The 19472-nt window shown below is 65.4% G+C and carries 11 protein-coding genes; all 11 read right to left on the reverse strand.

What is annotated here, in order from left to right; genetic code table 11:
• Positions 1-4: 4 nt before the first annotated feature.
• Complete coding sequence (locus LZC94_28340; GenBank protein ID WXB11755.1) at positions 5-781, reverse strand: hypothetical protein; 777 nt, start codon at positions 779-781, stop codon at positions 5-7.
• Positions 778-5649, reverse strand: a complete 4872-nt coding sequence (locus LZC94_28345; GenBank protein WXB11756.1) for a phage baseplate assembly protein V — start codon at positions 5647-5649, stop codon at positions 778-780. The genes LZC94_28340 and LZC94_28345 overlap by 4 nt, the downstream gene beginning before the upstream one ends.
• Before the next feature lie 20 nt (positions 5650-5669).
• On the reverse strand, positions 5670-6989 hold the full coding sequence (locus LZC94_28350; GenBank protein ID WXB11757.1) for a type VI secretion system baseplate subunit TssK: 1320 nt from the start codon (positions 6987-6989) through the stop codon (positions 5670-5672).
• A complete protein-coding gene (gene tssC / locus LZC94_28355; protein WXB11758.1) occupies positions 6986-8353 on the reverse strand; it encodes a type VI secretion system contractile sheath large subunit in 1368 nt (455 codons plus the stop codon). Before tssC ends, LZC94_28350 begins: the two co-directional genes overlap by 4 nt.
• Positions 8350-9708, reverse strand: a complete 1359-nt coding sequence (gene tssK / locus LZC94_28360) for a type VI secretion system baseplate subunit TssK (GenBank protein ID WXB11759.1) — start codon at positions 9706-9708, stop codon at positions 8350-8352. Before tssK ends, tssC begins: the two co-directional genes overlap by 4 nt.
• Positions 9702-12566: a type VI secretion system baseplate subunit TssG gene (gene tssG, locus LZC94_28365; protein WXB11760.1), complete on the reverse strand. Its 2865-nt coding sequence runs from the start codon at positions 12564-12566 to the stop codon at positions 9702-9704. The genes tssK and tssG overlap by 7 nt, the downstream gene beginning before the upstream one ends.
• Positions 12566-12964 (reverse strand): GPW/gp25 family protein, encoded by a 399-nt coding sequence (locus LZC94_28370; GenBank protein WXB11761.1) that lies wholly within the window; start codon positions 12962-12964, stop codon positions 12566-12568. The genes tssG and LZC94_28370 overlap by 1 nt, the downstream gene beginning before the upstream one ends.
• A complete protein-coding gene (locus LZC94_28375; protein WXB11762.1) occupies positions 12961-13449 on the reverse strand; it encodes a type VI secretion system tube protein Hcp in 489 nt (162 codons plus the stop codon). Before LZC94_28375 ends, LZC94_28370 begins: the two co-directional genes overlap by 4 nt.
• A 13-nt stretch (positions 13450-13462) precedes the next feature.
• Complete coding sequence (locus LZC94_28380; GenBank protein ID WXB11763.1) at positions 13463-15178, reverse strand: type VI secretion system baseplate subunit TssF; 1716 nt, start codon at positions 15176-15178, stop codon at positions 13463-13465.
• Positions 15179-15562: 384 nt separating this feature from the next.
• Positions 15563-18178: a serine/threonine-protein kinase gene (locus tag LZC94_28385; GenBank protein WXB11764.1), complete on the reverse strand. Its 2616-nt coding sequence runs from the start codon at positions 18176-18178 to the stop codon at positions 15563-15565.
• A 232-nt stretch (positions 18179-18410) separates the two neighbouring features.
• The gene (locus LZC94_28390; GenBank protein WXB11765.1) at positions 18411-19448 is read right to left on the reverse strand and encodes a hypothetical protein; all 1038 of its coding nucleotides are present in this window, start codon (positions 19446-19448) and stop codon (positions 18411-18413) included.
• Positions 19449-19472 lie beyond the last annotated feature (24 nt).

Genomic DNA, 19472 nt, shown 5'->3' on the forward strand with positions numbered 1-19472 from the left:
AACCTCATAACCAAGGCTCCCGCCTCGAGCTCAATGCGAGCGGCTGACTCTCGGGGGTCAAGCTGCCGAGCGTCAGACTTCGAAATCGACGATCGCAATGCTGCCCACCTGGGACGACCTCGAGATCCATGGAAATGTCGAGGGTAGGGCCATCCGGCTGGCGTGGCGCTTCGAAGCCGAATGAGCTCATCGGATTCGAAAGGCCGAGGAGCCCCCACCACCAGCGTTCTTCGCAATAATGAAGCGGTGGTAGCCCTCGCATATCCCGGAGTACTTCCGTGATGTTGTTCCAGCCGTTCTTCAGAAGCGCATGCTCGAGGATGACCCGACCGGAGAAAGCGTGTCTGGGGAGACGAAAATCATACTCGGGCTTGTCGTTCGCGACGAGAAGAACATCGACTTCGAATACGTACGCGCGGTCATCCGGGGTGGTCACCGCACCACACGTAATCCCGAGATCGTCCCAGATCGATTTCCGAGTAGGCCCTACGATGGAGTGATCCTTGGTGGTCGTGCGAGACGGCTGTCCGAGGGCGGCAAGCCAGATGTCCAGCCGATCGAATAGCCGCAGATCGTAGCCATTGTAGCGAACGACATTGCCGGCGATGATTAAGTCGGTAGAGCCGCGCGCAAAGCCCTGAACTTCCTTTCCTCCCGAGATCACGACCTCGTCTTCGACTGCCTGCGACCGACCCTCGCTTCCCGCAGGATGGCAGCCCTCCAGACCGAGAAGCAACGCGAGCCCCTCGAGGATGCGAGCCCTTCCCCAAGAACGTATCATCGTCCGCCCGTCGTCAAACAAGGGTCCAGTCCGGGCAACAAAGTCAGGACACCGTCCACCTCTCTTCGCTTGTCGCCGATCGTTTGGTCCGATAGCCGCGCGAGAGATGCCCGCTCGAGCCTCGACAGCTTATAGAACGTGGCGGCCGAGCTCTTGAAATCCAATGCCTCGATCACATCCCCTCTCGCCTTGGCGAATGCGAGGATTCGCAGCACCACCTCGGCCGGGAGCCACTGCGTCCCTTCCGCCGTCAGAGACACATCATTTGGATGAACGAAGTAGGCGAGAGCCACCTCCACCGCGCGATCGACACCGGATCGCCCCTTCCATACATCACGCATTGCGAGCCCGACTTTGGCCACGGCAGCTTTTGCACACATGGCTGCAATCTCGTGCAGCGGGTGATCGGGGTGGTCCTTCGATAGCATGCTGTGGGTTGGATTCGTACGCCCACCGCCTCTCTTGGAGACGTCATCGAGAAAATCTTTCTCCAGCTGCGTCACCTGCTGAAGGATCAAGTTGGCGACGATTGCTATCTTGAATTGGATCCAAGATTTGATCCCGCGCGCGGAATCGCCGATGAAGCGCGCGAAGCTCCTCTGATGTTGCCCCAGTCTGTCCTGACAAGCGCGGATTATTTCTTCCGCCGGACGCTGCGCCGAGTTCTGGTTGATAGGCCCGGACAACAAGTACAGGATCTCCACGGTTGGAACCGGGAAGACATCGTTCGTCAGCTCGATCGGCAGATCCAACTTTTCGAGGTACCCTTCGAGCAAACTGACGATCACATCGAGCTTTCCAAACGTTCCGGTCACCAGGGGAAGGCGTTTATCACCGCGTACGTCGATTTCCGATCTCTCGCCCACCCACGCAAAGACATTCCGACTCACGTGACGACGCAGGGTGAGCTCGATGAAGTTGCTATGGGAATACAGGTCTTCGATTGGGTGAAGCGCCTGCCCGAGCCGCCGATATCCCTCGTCGCTCATCCCAGCATCCGCCGCCTTCTCCAACTGCTCTTTGATGTACCCGGTGGACGTGGCCCATTTCTTCCCGTTCTTGCCGCGGTCATTGGCAATGTAATTCTTGATCCCCGTCCCCGGGTCGACTTCGAGCTCCTCTGCCTGCACGGGACCCCGGAGAGCTTTATCCACCGCACGTTCGTCCTTCAGGCCTTCCGGATTATCGATATGCTCTTCGGCGCGGTAGACACCGAGCTTCTCCATGGTTACTTCGACGGCAGGGTTAACGTCCACGAAGGTCACGCTCCTAGCCTTGTCGTGGAGCTGGCTCGTCAGGATCTCGCGCCCTGTCGCATGGCCCAGCACGGCGCCCATCGCTGGAGCGCCCTTGAGTGCAATTTCGAGCGGCCTGAGTACGATGGGGTCGCAAATTTGCGAGTTGTCGCGAAGCCAGTTTCCGAAATAGATCTTGTCGCGAACACGCTCGGTGCCGTTCTCACCATTCGTAAAGAACCGTGCGTCGGCGTCCCGAAGCGCGTCTTCGATACTTCGATGGCCGAAGTAATGTGGATTCACGGCCCCGTTGTGGAGAATCTTCGGGTGCTTCGTCGGTGCGGGGTCGGGTATTCCACCACGGTCCTCGCCGAAGGTCTCTACGTTGCGCCGCTTGAACTTGGCCCGTTCTTCGGGCTTCTCTACGTAGTTCTTCACCGCAACGTGGAATTCCGTATACTCCAGCTCGAGCGGTACGCTCTGCCCGTCACGCGTGAGCACGGCGAAGATGACATGGTCTCGCTCGGCGTGATCCATCCCGGCGATTGCATACGCAAATTTTGCTCCCTCCTCGCCAGGGGCGTCCCCGTCGTTCGGTGGATGGGTGTAGTGCTTGCGCAGCAGATTGTCGACGTGGTGCCCGAACTCGTGGAGGAGCACCAAAAAGAGCGCCGCTGCATCGCGATCGTCTGCCTCGGCAGAAAGCGGCAGCTCTTTGGCGATATGAATTTCTCGCGTCGTATTGTCATAAGTTCCTCGCTCACCGCCGAGGGAGCCCGGAGAAGAAATGACAATACGGGGATTCTGCACGCTTTTGGCCAGCAGATCACGGTGCAGCGCCCGATAAGACTCCACGGGTATGTCGCCGCCATAAATGCTCATGGCCCACGCCGCGAACTCATCCGCCTCGAGCCGCTCGGCGGCGCGCTCGAACAATTCGAGCGCATACCGACTCTCGAGACGCACCGGTAGAACATTTGGCCCCGCCGCATCTTCGAGCGTCGGCGAGCCGCCGATCTGCACCTTGTCGGCGAGGTGGACGCCGGCTTTGCTCGCGAGGAGGTCGATCTCGTTTGCGTAGATCGCCGCCTTTTCATCGAGCCGCAATGTGGGGCCGTCGCCTCGGAGTTTGAGCTCTTTCGATGCCGATGCGATGGCCTTGGAGAGCAAGGTGATGGCGTCGGGTGTGAGGCGGAGCTCGGTCTTTCCCGAGCGCAGGACCAGTGTTTCGTCGGCTTCGAAGATTAAGGTCTTGGCGCGACGGCGGTAGGTGCCTTCGACGACGGTCATGTAGCTTCGGCCGGGCTCGTTGGGGCTCCCCACCGAGACCACGTGCCGCTGGCCGATGGTGACGATGTCTTCGACCCCGACGTTGGCTCTGCGCGATCCTGCGATGTCTAGCTGGGTGTCGGATACGACGGTGTAATCGTGGGAGCCGCGGACGGTCTCCGATAGATTGCCGGTTACGTCGAGGTCGGCCGAGCCGCCGACCTTGGTCTTCAGCGAGTCGCCGACGGTGTCGCGGCGGTGTCCTTTGACGTCGCGTAGCTCGATGCCGCCGATGGTGGTGTGGTGATTGCCGCCTACCAATACGCTGGAGTGCCGCCCCACGCGCTCGAACGCGTCGCGCCCCACCTTGGTGCGCGATTCGCGGACGATCTGCGCGTCGAAGTCCCGCTGCGCGCGGACGTGGACCCGTTCGCCGCCGCGGCGGTCGTCGATGGATATTTCGCTTTGTCCGCCATTTTCGGGGAGGGTTCGCGAGCGAAAGCCGATTTTCTGATGCTCGATTTCGTCGGGGAACGGAAGGTGGTTTTGCTCGCTGTACACGCACCCTTTGACATAGGGACGCTCGCCCTGCCCTTCCAGGAAGCCGATGATGACGTCCATGCCCTCGCGCGGAAGGCACTGCATGCCGTAACCGTCGCCGCCCCACGGTTGGCTGACCGGTACCCACACGGCGTGGTCGTACTCTTCACCGTAGGCGAGGTTTCCGCGGTCCGCGCCATCGTCGCCCGCGACGTCCCAGGCGAAGCGCACTTTGACATAGCCCGGTCGATTCGTGGCCAGCACGGGGGTCACGCGAACCCCCTCCTGCGAGACGACGCGGGCGATTTCGTCCTCGAGCTTGGGTCGCGGCCAGCGAGGCGGTAGCGGGCATACGTTGGAGGGAATGCACTCGAATGTGTTTCGATAAATGCGATCGTCGGCGGTCGCGGTTTCGGCCCACCCTTCGCTATGGAGCGATACGACCATGTATTCGCGATCGAGGGCGCCGTTGGGGTGGCCCTCCAGCACGAATCGATAGGCCGCGCCCAGACGACGGCAGTCGCTTTGGCCGCTGCCCGATACGCGGTCCACGCGGTCGCGCGAGAGCTCGAGCTGGGCGCGTTCGCGTCCGGGTTCCACCTCGGATCGCGCTTCGTCTTTGCCGTATTCGCGTAGACCGGCGTGGATTTGGTAGAGCTCTTGGCTCAGCATCGACGGCGGGATGGTGGGGGCGTCGATATCCAGGTCGATGCGGGCGTGCGCTTTTACGGAGGGACCGCCGGGGCCGATGGCGAGGCCGACGCCGAGCGCGGGGGATAGGTCGATGGGCTTCGCCTCCGCGAGGCCGGCCCAGTTTTTGGCGATTCCCACGTTGCGGTCGAGGATGCGCTCCTTCTTTGGACGAATTCGTTTCGTGAGCTCGAACGCGACGATTCGCTCTTTGTCCGTGCCGGCGCCGCCTTCGTCGTCGTAGGGGATGGAGTCGGCCGGGTTCTCGTCGATCCGGTCCGCTGCGGCGCTTCCGCCAATGGCCGAGGCGAGGCTCTTCAAGCCCTCGCCGGCCAGCTCGTTCGCGACCGCCATGTCCTCCACCGCGGGGGTGTGGGCGGCCGTATCCGAGAATGTCAGGATGGAGAGCATCTTGGTGGCGACGCCCGCCTCGTCGACCGTGTCGGCCATGGGGCCGCCCACCATGCCCGCTACGGACCCCACTGCGCCGAGGATGGCACCTGCGCCGGGGAGCAGTGTGTCCAGCAAGCCCGATGCGTGCTCGAAGAAAAAGAAGATGCCCGCCTCGGATAGGACGCGGCGGAGGAAATCGTAGTCGGTTTCGTTTCGCTGGTAGACGAAGGGGAGCTTGGGGTACTCCTTTTCCAGCCGCCATCGGCACTCTTTGGGCTTGATGCCAATGTCCGAGAGGACCTTCTCCACGATTTCGCGTGGGGTCCGATTCTGAAAGTGGCGAATGGTCCGGCGTTGCGTGAGCAGCCACAATCGAGGAACGATCGTGAGGCGGTATCGCCGGCGCGGGGTGCCGCGCTCGCCCGGTGCGCTGCCGATCGTGCTGGTGCTCGCGATGATTCCTTGGATGAGGCGAGGCTCGTGGCCTCCCACGCCTTTTACCGTGAGGCACGCGGGCTCGCCGTCGAGCGCGAAGACCACCTCGGCCGCGAGCCGGGTCGCGAAGGTGACCGCGTAAAGGTAGGTGTCGTTGATACGCTCGTCGCCCGTGAAGCCGATCACGCGGAGCTGGTGGTTGACGTAAGGGCCCGCCGTGAGCTCGAAAGGACGGTTGTCGGCGTCGTCGTCGCCATCGCCTCCAAGGCCGAGCAGATCTGCGAGGGGGTCGAAGGGCATATCCATGAGGGACTCCTAAAGGGACGTTACGCGTCCCATGGCACTCCGAAGAGATGGAGCTGCAAGGTGGCCGGCGCTTGCGGGAGGTACGCATGAATGGCGTGGCAGCCCATGATATCGGCCCAGTGCGCGCGCACGCCTTGTCCGGGACGGTCGCGCAGGATGCGGTAGGCCGCGATCCCCCGTCCGCGCGGCACGTGGGGGGGTGGATCGGTGTCGATGTCGAGACGGACGCCGCTGGTGGACTGGAGCTTGAGCTCTTCGATGGCAAACGGGGCGGCCAGCTTGATCAAGCGAGGAATGCGCTCGAGAAAATCGTCGTCGGCGTAGACGGCCACGAGAATGGGGCGCTTTTGGAGGAGATCTTCGCGCCGAAAGGACAACGCGAACGAATACGCGTCGAGGCGCGTAAAGGGCAATTGCGTGACCGGCGCGCGGGCAACGGTGTCCACCCGCGGCAGGATCCGCGTGACCAGCCAAGGGAAGACGTCCCCGAGCGCCTCGTGCTTGTAGAGCGGCGGTTGCTCCGCCTCGGACTCGGACTCGAACGCCATCAAGCCCAAATACAAAGTCTGCAGGCACTCGTAGAAAGCGTGAGGCGAAGCCGATCGCACCTCGAGCAGCCCGCGCAGGCGCGCCAGGCTCCGGCCGATGAGCACCATGAGGTCGAGCGCCGACTCCGGAAATGTGAGGCTCGTGAGCCCGAAGCCGTGCATTTCGCGCTCGCGAAGCAGCTCGCTTCGCCGGCGCTGCAGGGCGGCCACCACGTCCCGGATCGCCGCGACCAGCTGGGTGCAGGCGCGCGCATGCAAAACGGTCGGCCACGACGAAGGCGCAAATCGAATGGATGCGCCCACGCGCTGGACCCGGCCGATCGCGACCAGCTCGTGGCGCCCTTTGGGATCGTCCTCGAAGAGGATCTCGAGGTTCGGGCGCATCCATGGAACCTCGGCATCGAGGGTGCCTACGTAACGCGTCGAACGCGCGCCCTTGCCGTCGGGGCTTAGATTGGGGCCGTTGAGCACCAATTTGGGTACGCCCACATAGACCGATGTGGACGAGGTGAGCCCGTACAAACGGCTCTGAACATCGGCCTCGAGCGGCGGGACGTCGTCGTCGAGGGTCGCCTCGAGCCCGCTCGGGAACGTGACATCCAATCGGCGGAACACGAGCGATCCGCCGGCCAGCGCGTCGGGATCGTAGTCCATTTCGGCGATCCCATATGCGTCGGGGAGGATCCGGCGCAGTGCGCGGGCGCGTAGGCGTTCGCGGTAGGTATCGGACGCCTGGAGGTGAACGGGGTCCACCCGCAATGCCGCCGGCCAAAAGGGCTTTCGCGGTCTCATCGACGCTCGATCCTCCCCGAGACGGAGAGCTCGAACTCGGCGGCCTTGAAGCGCATGTGCGGGACGATGAAGAGGTTGGTGGCGAACCAGCCGGCCTGGCCTTCGACCTCCGCCACCTCGACCAGGGCGCCCCGAAGGGGGTATCGGAAACGCATCTCCATACTTGGGTTATCGGCCCGGTTGACGTATCGGTGCAGCCAATTCGTCATCGTACTTTGGAGCTCTTCCGGCGTATGGTGCCCGCCGAGCTGTTCGCGCGCCATCACCTTGATGAAGTGCGCAAAGCGCGACACGAAGAGCAGATATGGGATTTGGCCGCCGAGGAAGTAATCGAGGGTCGCCTGCTCCTCGCTGAAGGCCTTTGGGCGCTGAAGGCTGCTCGCGGTTTGGAACCGCAAGGTGGCATCGACCGCGTCGCACGTGAGTGGAATGAACCCCAGCGCGGAGAGCGAGGCCTCGAGCCGGGGCGATAGAACGATGTCGACGGGCGGCTTGCACGCATCGGCGTTCATGGCCGGGTGCCAATCGCGCACGGGTGGCTCGTCGCCCGCGGCCCCGACCAGCGCCATGGCCGTGCGCACGCGCGCGTGGCTTTTGGCCAGACGAACGGCAAACGCGTAAATGGCGCTGCCCCAGAGGTGATCGCTCGGGTGCTCGACGCGCTCGTCGTAGACGAAGGCGGCGGCCTCCTCCGCGTCCCGATACGGTAGGCGCAGGAGCATTCGTGGAAGCAAGAGCCCGATGTAGCGAGCGTCCTCCGTATCGCGAAAGGCGTTCCAGCCATGGAACTTGGAGGCCTCGAAGATGACCGGCAAATCGGTCATGGCCGCGAGCTCGTCGAAGCACATTACGCCGAAGAGCTCCGGCGCGGCCCCCAGGAACACGGGGGCGTGCGCCATCGCCCCCACCGACGCCATGCCCCGGAGAAGCGCCACGTCGCGAACCAGGATCGCAGGATCGTCGGGGGATGACGCGAGCGAAAAATCCGCGAAGATCGCGGCGTACGGGGTGCCGCCGTGCTGCCCGTATTCCTCCGTGTAGACCGCGCGAAAGAAGCGCGACTTGGTTCGGTCCGTGCTCTCCTCGAGGTCGGCCCGAAGCTCCTCTTTGGAGCAGCTCCACAGATGAACTTGGATATTCTCCGCGAAGTCGGTGCGATCGATCACGAACTTCAGCCCGCGCCATGCGGCCTCCAGCGATTGGAACGCCGGGTGGTGCAGAATGGCGTCCACCTGCTCGGCGAGCAGGGCATCGATTTTGGCGATGAGCCGATCGATGCGGCTCGTCGAGGAGAGGAGCTTGGCCCAGGGATCGACCGGGGGCTCCTCGGAGAGGCTCGTTCGCACGGTGTCGGGTGACGTCATCCGGCGTCCTTGTCGACCGCGTAAAGGGCGAGGCTCGCGATTTCGGACACCTGGTTGATTTGGATACCCATCCAACCCGAGCGGGTGATGGCCATCCAGACGTCGCTCTGTTTCTCGAGCTGAAAATAGACGGTTCCGCTGATCTCCGGCAGGCGCGCGGGGCGGTGGCGCCAGCGAAGCGGTACCCCTGCCCTCGTCGCGTATTGGTGCTCGATCAGCTCGCGCAAAGGCGCGACCTTGGCGAGCTCCGGCACCTTGAGCCGCAGGGCCTCCACGTCTTGCCCGGAGACCGCGAGGAAGAACTCTTTGTCGAAGATGCCCGGCTTGCGCAAATCCACTTGATGCGCCCATGGATATCCTTGAACGATATGAACGGGGACCTCCTCGTGCTCGCTCGCCCCAATCGCGCTCAATACGTTCTTCAGGGCGGCGAACACCGCGCGAAAGGTGGTGCCGAGATCGTGGTGGCGATAGGGCGGCAGGGTGCCTTCGGCGCCCGAATCGTCCATGCCGCTCACGGCTGGAAGGGGCGCGTCGGCTTCGGACGAGAACGGGGCCAGGGCCTGGATCATCTCCACCAACTTGAGATAGGCATCGTGCGGGGCGGTCTGGGGGCGATCGAGGAGGTCCAAAACGATTTTGACGAACGTCCCGAGCAATGCGCGCAGGTGTTGGCGCCGGTATTCGAGGATGTCGAGCGCGCGCCAATGATCGGCCCACGCTTTGCGCGACCGGAGCGCCTCGAGCAGCTCCTCGAGCTGCGAGGTCAAATAGCTGGAGGCCCGCACCCGCCAGATGGGCGGAACGAAGGTGGGGTCCAGCATGGGGTTGTCGCGATCGTCTCGAACGAGGCGGGCGCACTCGATCACGTCGAAGCCATTCAACCGACTATCTTCCGAGAGCAGCCATGGATTGGGGCGAAGCCAGGGTACGTCGACGGGCTTGGTGCCGTTCGCCTCGTCGGGGATCGCGTGCGTTTGCACGTCGTAGCGCACGTGCGAGCGCGGATCGCCGGTGGGATCGGCGTTCGCGCGCGCAGGGCGGATGCGCGGAACACCGACGTAGATCCGCATCGACTCGCGCGATCCGAGATCCGGCAAGGGGAGCACCAAGGGTTCGTCCTCGGGACCGACATGGACCTCGGTGCCATCGGGGAGCATCGATTCGAGACGGTGGACTTCGAGCGCCCCGCGCGCCATGGCCGCGACGTCGAACTCGATATCGTCGATTCCCCAGGCGTCGTCGCGGATGCGCGAGAGCATGCGTATCGCGCATTGCTCGTGGTAGGCGTCTGCGTTTTGCAGAACGTGCGGGCTCATCTCCAGCTTGTCCGGCCATGCAGGTTTCTTCAGCATGCGTTCTCCTCGTGAGGAGCGGGATCCACCTCGGCCGCGGCGCCGTTGGGAGGGGTGACGAGCTCGAGGCGCGCTTCGTCGGCGTTGGTCAGGAGCGGAACACGCGCGTGGAGCGCTTGGCCGCGGTGCGCGGTGTAATACGTATCTACCCCCAGTCGAGCGCGGCCGCCGAATTGCCATTTCGGCGCATCTTCGACCTTCAAGTGGATCTCGAGCTCCACGGTGATTTTGCCATCGAAGATGCGCCGCGTGAGGCGCTCGAGCTCGAAATAGGCTGCGCCCCCCGGCATCAACGTCCGATACGTCGCGCGGTCCACGGGGCCTATGTGCAGACGAACGATCCCCTCGCTATCGCTCCTTCGTTCGCCATAGACGAAGTCGTCGCCGAGGGTGGAGCACGCGCCTTTGCGGGAAGGGCTGTCCGCCGTGCGCCGCGGGCCTGCGAGGTGCGCGCGATCGAAGGGGCTCACGACGACCATTTGGTGCACATTGGGCTCGAGGGAGATGGGCCACGGGAGCAAGCGTTGCAAAAGTTGCTCGGCCGTCCGGACGTCGATGGTGTGCGGTGCGCCGCGCTGAAAGTCCGCGAGCCCGAGCGCCATCATGGGCGGGAGCGGATCGTCGGGGACGGTGGTCCATGCATCGATCCCCGCGAGCGAGCGGAGGATGCGGCTGAGCGGGTCGGCGCCCTGCAGATCGAAGCCACCCTCGATGGCGCGCGCCTTCCACGTGTCGTAGAGGCGCGCGGCGAACGCATCGTGGATGACGTCGTAAAAGGCGCGCAAGGTGCCCTCGTCGTCTTCTTGAATGACGTGCTCGGTCCATGCGGCCGCCAGGGGCGAGGCCGTGCCCACGAGGCCCAAGAACCGAAGCCCGAGGCGGGCTTGCGGGTGGCGCTCGTCACCCGTGAGGGTGAGGGATCCGACATCGCCCGTCGGAAACGAGAGGCTCGCGTCCTGGCCGAATCGAAGGCGCCGGTGCGCCCCATGGGACTCTCCGCGGGACAGCGCATGCTCGACCAGGCGCGCGGCCTCGAAGAATCCATAGCGCGGCGCGGCCGCCACCAGCCGCCGGAGCAGCGAGGTCGTCCCCGTTCGAAAGCCTTCGTGGTGCGCGTGGAGCGCGCCGTGGGTCTTGCCGGCGGAGGGCGCCGTGCAGGGGTGCTGGTGCGCCGTGGGGTGCGCACGTTCCCCGGGCCATGCGATCCGCTCCCCCGTTTTGGTGCAGCGCGCCTCGCAACGGAAGAAGGCATTGGTCGCCACATGAGCGTCGAGCGCACCGTGGAGCAGCCGCACGAAGAGGGCGACATCGCCGAGGCCATCGAAGGCGGTTTCGTCGATCGTGAGCGATGCTCGGTATCCTCGGCGCGAGCCGCCTTCGCCTTCCGCCGGCGCGATCGTGAGCGCGCTCACCGCGTGGATGCGGGCCGCGCTGGCGCGATAGCGTGCCTCGTCGATGGGCTGTGGGGGTGCGAGGGCGAAGAGAAAGCTTTGCAACGCAAAGAGCGGATCGCCCTGGGAGATGGCGCCGCGCGCGAAGGCGCGGAGCGCCAGATCGGCCCCCATGGAGGCGGGGACATACCGGGACGCCGGGAGAAGGTTGCGCACCCGGAGCAGTGGGGGCATGCCGGTGCCCGGCTGATCGAGCTCCCCGGGCGCGAGACGGCATGAGCGGTTGGTCGCGAGGAGCTCGAGCGAGAGGATATGCGGCTCGAGCAGCGGTGGGGCTTCGCGCGGGCTGGTCAAGGTGAGGACGGTGTCCGCTTCGAGGTGCACGCGGGAGGGCACGAGGCGAGTGGAATACGCATACGGGAAGTCGCGTGACAACCGCTCGGCGGCAAAGCGGCGCACCGGCGGTAAAGCGATCTCCGGGCCCATGCGATCCCGCGGGATCGCCGTCGCCGAGAGCACGGCGTAGACCTCGGCGTGCGCGCGCGGTACGCCTGCGATCCGAACTGGAAAGCTCGTGGCGCCGGGGCCGAAGGTTCGTGGTTCGGCGGTGGTGCGAAAGAGGTTTACGGCCGGCACGCACCCCACGCGCAACCCGTCGGCTGCGATCGGCGTCCCGGGTGGCAAGGGCTCCGTGAATCGCAAGGTCACCGTCGCGCGCCGCGCATTCGCGCCCCGAAGCGCGGGCGATAATCCATTGAGGACGAAGAACGCAAACTTCTCTGGAAATACGAAATACTCCTGCAAGAACGCGCCCGCCATGGGCGGACCATCGGGCTCCGGTGCCAGCATCGCGCCAGGCTCGAGCCCATGAGGAGCCACGGGCCCCAAGGCTCGAACCCCCTGTCCTTCCGCGCGGAGCTCGACCCGCTCCGTGCGCGCGAGCACGTGCATCAGCAGCGAAAGCGCGCGCGGGATGGGGCCGTCCACATAAAGGCGAAGCGCGTCGCCCACGGCTCGTTCGAGCGGTACGTCCGCGGTCGCGACCAAATCGAAACGAAGCGAGCGGCCCTCCGCGCGAACGTTCTCCACGGTATAGGGGCCCACATCCACGGGGCTCACGAGCCGAAAGCGGCACCATGGATCCCGCGCCGACGTGACCTCCGCCCCCGCGGGCACATGCCAAACCGGCCCCCGCCTGGACTCGATCTCGAGGATCGTCGCCGCCGGGAGCGGCCGCATCGACGAGGGCGCCACCACCTCCGCCAGCGCACGATGGCTGTCGAGGTCGAAGTCGGATATGCGATCGAGGACGGCCGCCGCGAGCGCGAACACCCCGCGGCGCACGCGCTCGAGCGATGCATTGCCCGGGCCGTAGCCGGCTTGCGCCAGCAGCCCCGGTTGCAGCGCCGCAAACCTCCGCGCGCCGGCCATCAAAGCCTCGATGCGGCCTTGGGGGAAGCGCGCCATCAGCCAATCCTCCACGCGCGGCGGGGATCGATCGAGGCCTCGAAGGCCACGGGGAGCTCGCGGCCACCGAGCGCGATGGCGCCCTCGATCTTCACGCGAAACACCAGATCGAGCTTGCCCGTAGTGTGGTACGTCACGCGCGGAGCGCGCAAGAGCGGGACGTAGCGGCGGAGCGCCTGTTGCGTCTCCAGGCACCAAGCCTTTCCGGCGTCCTCCCTCGATTGGTAAATCGAGGTGACGTCCCCGACGCCGTAGCCGAGATCGCCGGGCATCGATCCGCGCACGGTCCCGAAGAGCATGTCGATGTCGGCGAGGAGGCGCGCCCGCAGCTCGCCCTGCGAGGTTTGCGGCGCTCGGCGATGGGGCTCGGATCGGGCGATGTCGCGGAGCGCGCTCACGGGCCGGTGCTCCGTCGCTTGTACTGCGCTTTGTCGTCGCCGCTCTCGACCAGGATCTCTTCGGCCAAAAACCCGATGAGCGTGAGATCGCGGTAGTCGTCGCGCAAGATGTAATCCGGATCCGCGGAGCCATTTCGAAGGAGCGCGATGGTGGCGTTCTTGAGCGTCATCGTCTTGTACGGTCTCTCGCTCCCTCCCGCCTCTTGACGCATGAACGTCAATACGACCTCCTCCAGCGGCTCGCTGTTGTTCCATGCAGCCTGCATGCACTGCACCACGAACGAGTTCCATTCGCAAATGATGCACAAAGGCTGGTTGCGGACGATATCGGCCGAGCCGCGCGTCTCGTGGGGCACCTCGATGCCGAATCGATAGGCCACGCACGTCGGCTTGTCCTTGCCGGCGCGCGAGGGATCGCTCTTGAAGCGTCCTTGCTTCGAGCCTTTGATTTCCACATAGATGATCGCCTGCTGATTCGATGTCATCGCCCATCATCCATCATCCCAAAGGGAAGGGGTAGCGCTCGCCGTTGCGCGCGCCGCAGACGGCGAAGGTCTCGCGCCCGCGCAGGACGGTGAGACGTGAAAAGCGGAGCACGTCGCTCCGTTCGCCGAGGGCGCGCGAAAGGAGCGTGCACACGAGCCATGCCTCGCTATCGCGGCATTTGCCCGTATCGATGAGGAGCTCGAACGCATCGCCGCTCTGCCAACCTCCGCCGGGGAGCCGGCGTCGTTCATTTCGGTGCGCCATGCGTCGAAAGGCGGGGACCTGGACGGCGCTCTCCTCGGGCGGCGGCGCCGCGTGCAGATGCAAAAAGGCTTCGAGATGAACCGGCTCGGCGAGCCTGCGCGGGGACATGCGCGCAAATGCGTTGAGCCGCATGCTCTCGTCGCCGAGCGGTGCGCGGCGCGAGGGTGAGATTCGCGTGATGTTTCGGCCGTCGACATCGCCCAGGCCGAGCGCTTGGGTGAGCAGGCCGTCGCTCGCCAGCACGTCACCGCCGAGAGGCCCCGGCGGGGGCGCACGAAGACGTTCCCGCGTCGCGAGGGACATGCGCGTTTCGGTTCGGGAGAGCTCGCGCGAGGCGCTCTGCTCGAGCATGTAATACACGAGGCCCGCCTCGAGTGTATGCGGCCGATCCGGCGATTCCCACGAGACGAGCGGCACGGGACCTTGGCGCGCGTTCGTCCAAATCGAGCGCACATGCAGGATCTCGGCGTGCGGGCGATCGACGGCCGCGAGCGACCATTCGGGGCCGTCGGCCGCGCGAAGAGGCTCGAGGGTCGTTTCGTATTCATTGGTGGCCGGAACACAGAAGAGGCGCACATGGTGACGGCTCAATGTGGAGGCGCCCTCGACGACCTGGGCGAGCGGAAGATTCAATACAATCCGCTCGATGGCTTCGGATCGAAAGGCGCCCAGCGCGATTTCGAAGAAGAAATAGCCCTCGACGAACGCACCGAGATCGCGCAAGAGCGTCCCCGAGCGAAACCGATCGGCGGGCGCCGACACCAGGGGCGGTTCGTCGGTATCCACACGGACCCACGCAAACGCATCGCGGGGCAGATGCCCGTACGCGAGCCGTTCCTCGTCTGCGCCAAAGGTCTCGACCTCGATACCGTCCCGCGCGATCCGCAGCGCATGGAGCACATCGAGCGCAACGCTCGGCTCGAGGTGAAGAAAGAACCTCACCTTTTCGGGGAGAACGCTCCCCAAGGCCGCGCCGCTCACGCCACCGAGCTCGATATGGAGCACTTGCGAGGTCGCGTGAATGCGATGCATGCGCGCGTCGCGAACCTCGTAAGGCGCCGGCGTGACGGCCCCCATGGCTCGAAAGGGCATGGGCGGCAGCGCGGGAAGACGCGCCCAAAAGGCGGTGCCTTGCGCGTTCACGGCGTGGGTCATGGCCGAGGGGAGCTCCAAAATCGTGGAGGCGGGGCGCGGTCGCAAGCACTCCGGGAGGGCCCGCGCCATCAAGGGACGGAGCAGGCGTTGGTCTCCATCCTGCCGCCGCTCGTCGAGGGTGGCGAGCGCAAAGGCGGTCGACTGGACCAGGGCGGAGATATCCTCGTGCGCATGGCGCGTGAGCAACGGCGCCAGCCGGGGATAGCGAGCCCCGAGCTCGTGAAAGCCATCCCACATTTCGTGGAGTGCGTTCTCGAAGAGTTGGCGAAACATCGAGCTCCCAAAGTGCTCCTCATGAAGGAACTGCACGGGGTCCGGCGTACACCTCATTGCGCATGGCGCGCCTTCCGGAGCACGAATCTACAAGAGAACGGGTCAGGGTCGAACCGCGCGACGCGCCTGAGTTATGCAAATCCTGATGCCTAAACCATCACCGAAGATCGCGACGCCACGATTTTCGATACCAATCTTGCTTGCGACCCCGTGTGCCAACGACGCCAGCGCCAGGATGAGCATCGCTCGCGGATCGGGCGCGAGCTCCTGGCGCTTCTTATCCGTTTAGGCAACGATATCGGCGCCGCGGGCGAGTGCGCGGCCTGCTCATCGTAGGCGATACTACCCGATGATCCACGCGACCAGGCGACAGCCACCCCCACGGCGCCGTGCGTGCACCGAAGTCGCCGACCTCGGGGCTCAGTGCGCGCACCCGAGGGCGCGGCTTCTCCGTTTTGCATCGCGGGCGGTCACGGATTCGGGCCTCGCGGCGCCCCAGCGATCGATGACGAAGCCATAGGCCGCGCAGGCGCCTGCGACGTCGGCGAGCTTTTCTTTTGCCATGCCGAGCCAGAGATGCGAGCGCACGTTGAGGAAGGGAAAGTCGAGGCTATTGCACGACTGCGCGGCGGCTTCGAGGAGCGGCACGGCCGCGCGCGCGTCGTTGGCGTAGAGACGGAGGCGGCCCTCGTAGGCCTCCATGAAGCCAAAGAGGAAGGTGAGCTGCTGCGACGAACGCAGCATCGCGCCGGCGGCCGCGGGGGGTTCGCGCTCGAGGGCTTCGGACGCGCGGATCTTGGAGCCGACCGCGCTCGCCCACCCCAGGACCCATCGCTCGAAATCGTTCATGCGCGATTGGGTCGATTCGGCCCACGCGGTGCTGGCGGCGCGCCATTGGTCGGGCGTGAGCTTCTCGCCTTCGAGCTCCGCCGCGAGAAATTGCGGCTCGTGGTACGCGGGGCTGGAGACGCGAGGCTCCGATTTCACCCACACCTTGGCGCGCTCGAGGAAGCGCGCGGCGACGAGCGCCGCCTCGGAGTCTCGGCCCAGCTCGCGCAAGACGTCGACGGAGAGGACGGCTTCGCGCACGTGGGCCTCGAGGCGGATGCTCCCTTTGGTCCCGTCCGCGAGCGCTTGGAGCTCGTGGAGGACCTCTGAAAAGTTCCCTTCCCAGGCGGCGATCCGGGCGCGATCGCTCGGGATCATCCAGACGCGCTTCTCGGGTGGGAGCAGCTCCCATCGCACGTGCAGCGCTTCGTCGATGGCCTCGCGGCGCGCGCCGCTCGACGCGAGGTTGATCGCGAGGTACCAATGCGTCCGCTCTTCGCGCTCGTCCCACGCGATCCGGCGGCGCGCCTCCGACGCGGCATCGCTGCATCGGCCTCGGCGGCGCAGCGCCTGGATGCGGTCGGTCATGCAGTCGACCGCGTTCGGCGCCGCCTGGAGGCAACAATCGATCGCGTCGAGCTGCTCGTCATAGCGACGGAGCTGGCCGAGGATGCGGCCTCGCATTTGCCACGCGTCGGCGTACGTGGGGTCGACGCGCAACGCGCGCCCCAGCAGGTCGAGCATCTCTTCGAGCTGCGGGAGGCCCGGAGCGAGATCCAGCTTTCGGAGCACCAGAAGGACGCGGAGCTCGGCATCGTCCGGAAAGCGGCGCACGGCCGACTCGAGGATTTGGACCGACTCGCTCACGCGTGGCGGGTCGGAGGCCACGTTCGCCGCGTAGGCGTCGAGCACGATCCGATCGCGCTCGCTCAGCTTGTCGCGCAGCGCGGTGGCGCGACGGAGGCTCTCCTTTTGTTGCGCCGAGGATGCCTCGGTCTCGCCGGTGATGAGCGCGCGCAGCTGGACTTGAGGGCACGTTGGATCCACGCGCGATGCCTCGTCGAAGAAGAAATGCGCGCGCGGCCAGGAGGCCTCGTGAAGCGCTTGCAGGCCTTGCTCGTACCCGCGAACCGCCTCGGCAGCGCACGACGGCGACGCGGCGAGCTGCGTGATGGCCATCGCGGAGGGAGCCGCTTGCGCGCGCGATGGGATGGCCGTCGGCGGGGGGCGCGACGCGATCCCCCGAAGGACGACCCCAGCCGGAATGACCGCGAGCAGTACGACGAGGAGCGCCGAGTTCGCCCGGTGGTTCCACCATCGTGGCAACGACCAGGGGCGCCGCCGGCGCATCGTGACCAGGTGCTCCGGCGACGTTGCAATCTGCTCGAGCGCGGCTTCCACGCTGGCCGCCGATGCGGGCCGCCGATCGGGATCTTTGGCCAACAACTGCGCGACCAGCTCGTCGAGCGCCGCGGGGACATCGGGGCGCAGATCGCGGATCCGCGGCGGATCGTGGAGGAGCAACTTCGCGAGGATCGTCATCATCCCCGACCCTTCGAACGCCTCTTTGTTGGTGAGGCAACGAAAGAGCACGCACCCGAGCGCGAACAAGTCCGCGCGACCATCGAGGACGTCGCGGTGTGCCTGCTCGGGCGCCAAGTAGCCCACCGTTCCCACGAGCACACCGGAGGTCGTCTCATGGGTCGAGGCGTTCATTCGAGCGATCCCAAAGTCGGCGAGCTTCGGCGCATCGAGCCTCGCGCCCTCGAGCAGAATGTTGGTCGGCTTGACGTCCCGATGCACGATCCCAATCCGGTGCGCGGTGTCGAGCGCTGCTGCGATGCGCGCCCCGAGGCGCGCGACGTCACGCACCCCGAGGGGTTGTTCGTCCGCAGCAGCGCGCGTGAGCCGCGCGCCGAGGCTCTCGCCCTCGACCCATTCCATGGCGAGGTAAGGCTCACCGTCGTCCGAGACCCCGTGCGCCACGTATCGAACGATGCCCGGATGATGGAGATTCTCCAACGCGTCGGCCTCCACCGCAAATCGCTTGAGGGCCGTCGGACCGGTCTTGCGCAAGACCTTGAGGGCGACCGTCTGGGCGGTGACGCGGTCGAACGCGCGGTACACGATGCCCATGCCGCCGACGCCACCCTCGCGTTCGATGTCGAACCGCAGAGCAAATACCGTTGGATAGCTGGGCAGAGCCAAACGGCGATCGCGGACGCTTCGCGGCGCGGAAAAGGCTCGTCGTGGGTGGCGCGGATGCTCCTTCATCCAGCTACATCGACGATACCGCTTATCCAAACCCGTTGACCTAAAAGTCGACATCGCACACCACAATACGATGTAGCATGCATTCGCCAGTCATTCGATGACCCGATCCAGGATACGCCCATCGCGCGGGCCGTTCACGCGAACCATGACGCGGGTCGCGCTGAAATTACAACACACCGGACCTGCTGATATGCGCCGGAGCTCGTACCGATGTCCCGGCGAAGGCCGCGAGCATGAACAGGAGCAGGGTTCCAATCGCGAGAACGGCCCCGATGCGCAAGCTGGCGATTGCCCGTTCGGACATCTGTTTTTCAACCTCGTTTGCCGAACGCTCGACGGCGGGCGCGGCGACCAACCTCGGCATCGTTCGATAGCTCGCCAACGTCGCTTCGGGTATCGAGACGGGCGGCGGAGACGTCACCTCCGCGCGCTTCGCCCGTTTGCGCGCGTCGATGGCCAGCGACACGCCGTAGACGATGATGAGGAAGCTGGCGCCGAGCGCGCCCAGCACGGCGATCCCGAAGTCGCCGCCGACGAAGACCGGGCGCCACGTTTCCCTGCGCTGGAACGCCCCCACGAATCGTTCATGGATTGGCTGCGGGGTGGCATATCCCAATACTCCGTTCATGCTTTCCTCGCCCGCAAAGACGATGGTGTCGTCGCGCCGATGCACGTGCGTCCGACTTCCCGGGGGCCGCAAGGTGTTGGGCCAGATGCCGAGGGGCTGGTCGCGCGGACATTGCGCGTCTTGCACGAAGACGTGCTGCTCGCCCGTGCCGGTATGCCACTCGCTGCGCAACCGATAGTCGGAGGTAAACAAGGTTTCTTCGGGCCAGGAGCGCCAGCCCTCGAGATCGGCGATGGGAACGAGCTCGGTATGGCAAACGGTGACGGCGGCGGAGAGCGCGGGCATCGTGAGGCCGGCGAGGAGCAGGGCGATGAGACCGTTCACGATCATCCATCGAACCAGCGATGCGCGCAGGCGCGCCATGGCGCGGAAAGACGCGCCCTCGGATTCGACCGTGGCGTTCGAGTCGCAGGCGTCTGGCGATTTCCAGGTCATGTCGCGGGTCGAATGTAGAGCACGCGCCTCGCGCCGAAAATGGCGGGCGAGGCCGAGCGCGACGACGTCCGACCATTTGGCGCGATCGGACGGATCGACCCGCTGCGGCGAGGGCGAAAAGCGCTGCTTTCGCGCTCGCAATGACCGCGTGCGGTCCTAAAATCA

Source organism: Sorangiineae bacterium MSr11954 (assembly GCA_037157815.1).
Taxonomy (GTDB): Bacteria; Myxococcota_A; Polyangia; order Polyangiales; family Polyangiaceae; genus Pendulispora; species Pendulispora albinea.

Excerpts from the sequence above, each read along its gene's own strand:
- LZC94_28350 (WXB11757.1), bottom strand. The coding sequence starts at position 6,989 with ATGAGACCGCGAAAGCCCTTTTGGCCGGCGGCATTGCGGGTGGACCCC.
- LZC94_28375 (WXB11762.1), bottom strand. The coding sequence starts at position 13,449 with ATGACATCGAATCAGCAGGCGATCATCTATGTGGAAATCAAAGGCTCG.
- LZC94_28345 (WXB11756.1), bottom strand. The coding sequence starts at position 5,649 with ATGGATATGCCCTTCGACCCCCTCGCAGATCTGCTCGGCCTTGGAGGC.
- LZC94_28340 (WXB11755.1), bottom strand. The coding sequence starts at position 781 with ATGATACGTTCTTGGGGAAGGGCTCGCATCCTCGAGGGGCTCGCGTTG.
- tssC (WXB11758.1), bottom strand. The coding sequence starts at position 8,353 with ATGACGTCACCCGACACCGTGCGAACGAGCCTCTCCGAGGAGCCCCCG.
- tssG (WXB11760.1), bottom strand. The coding sequence starts at position 12,566 with ATGGCGCGCTTCCCCCAAGGCCGCATCGAGGCTTTGATGGCCGGCGCG.
- tssK (WXB11759.1), bottom strand. The coding sequence starts at position 9,708 with ATGCTGAAGAAACCTGCATGGCCGGACAAGCTGGAGATGAGCCCGCAC.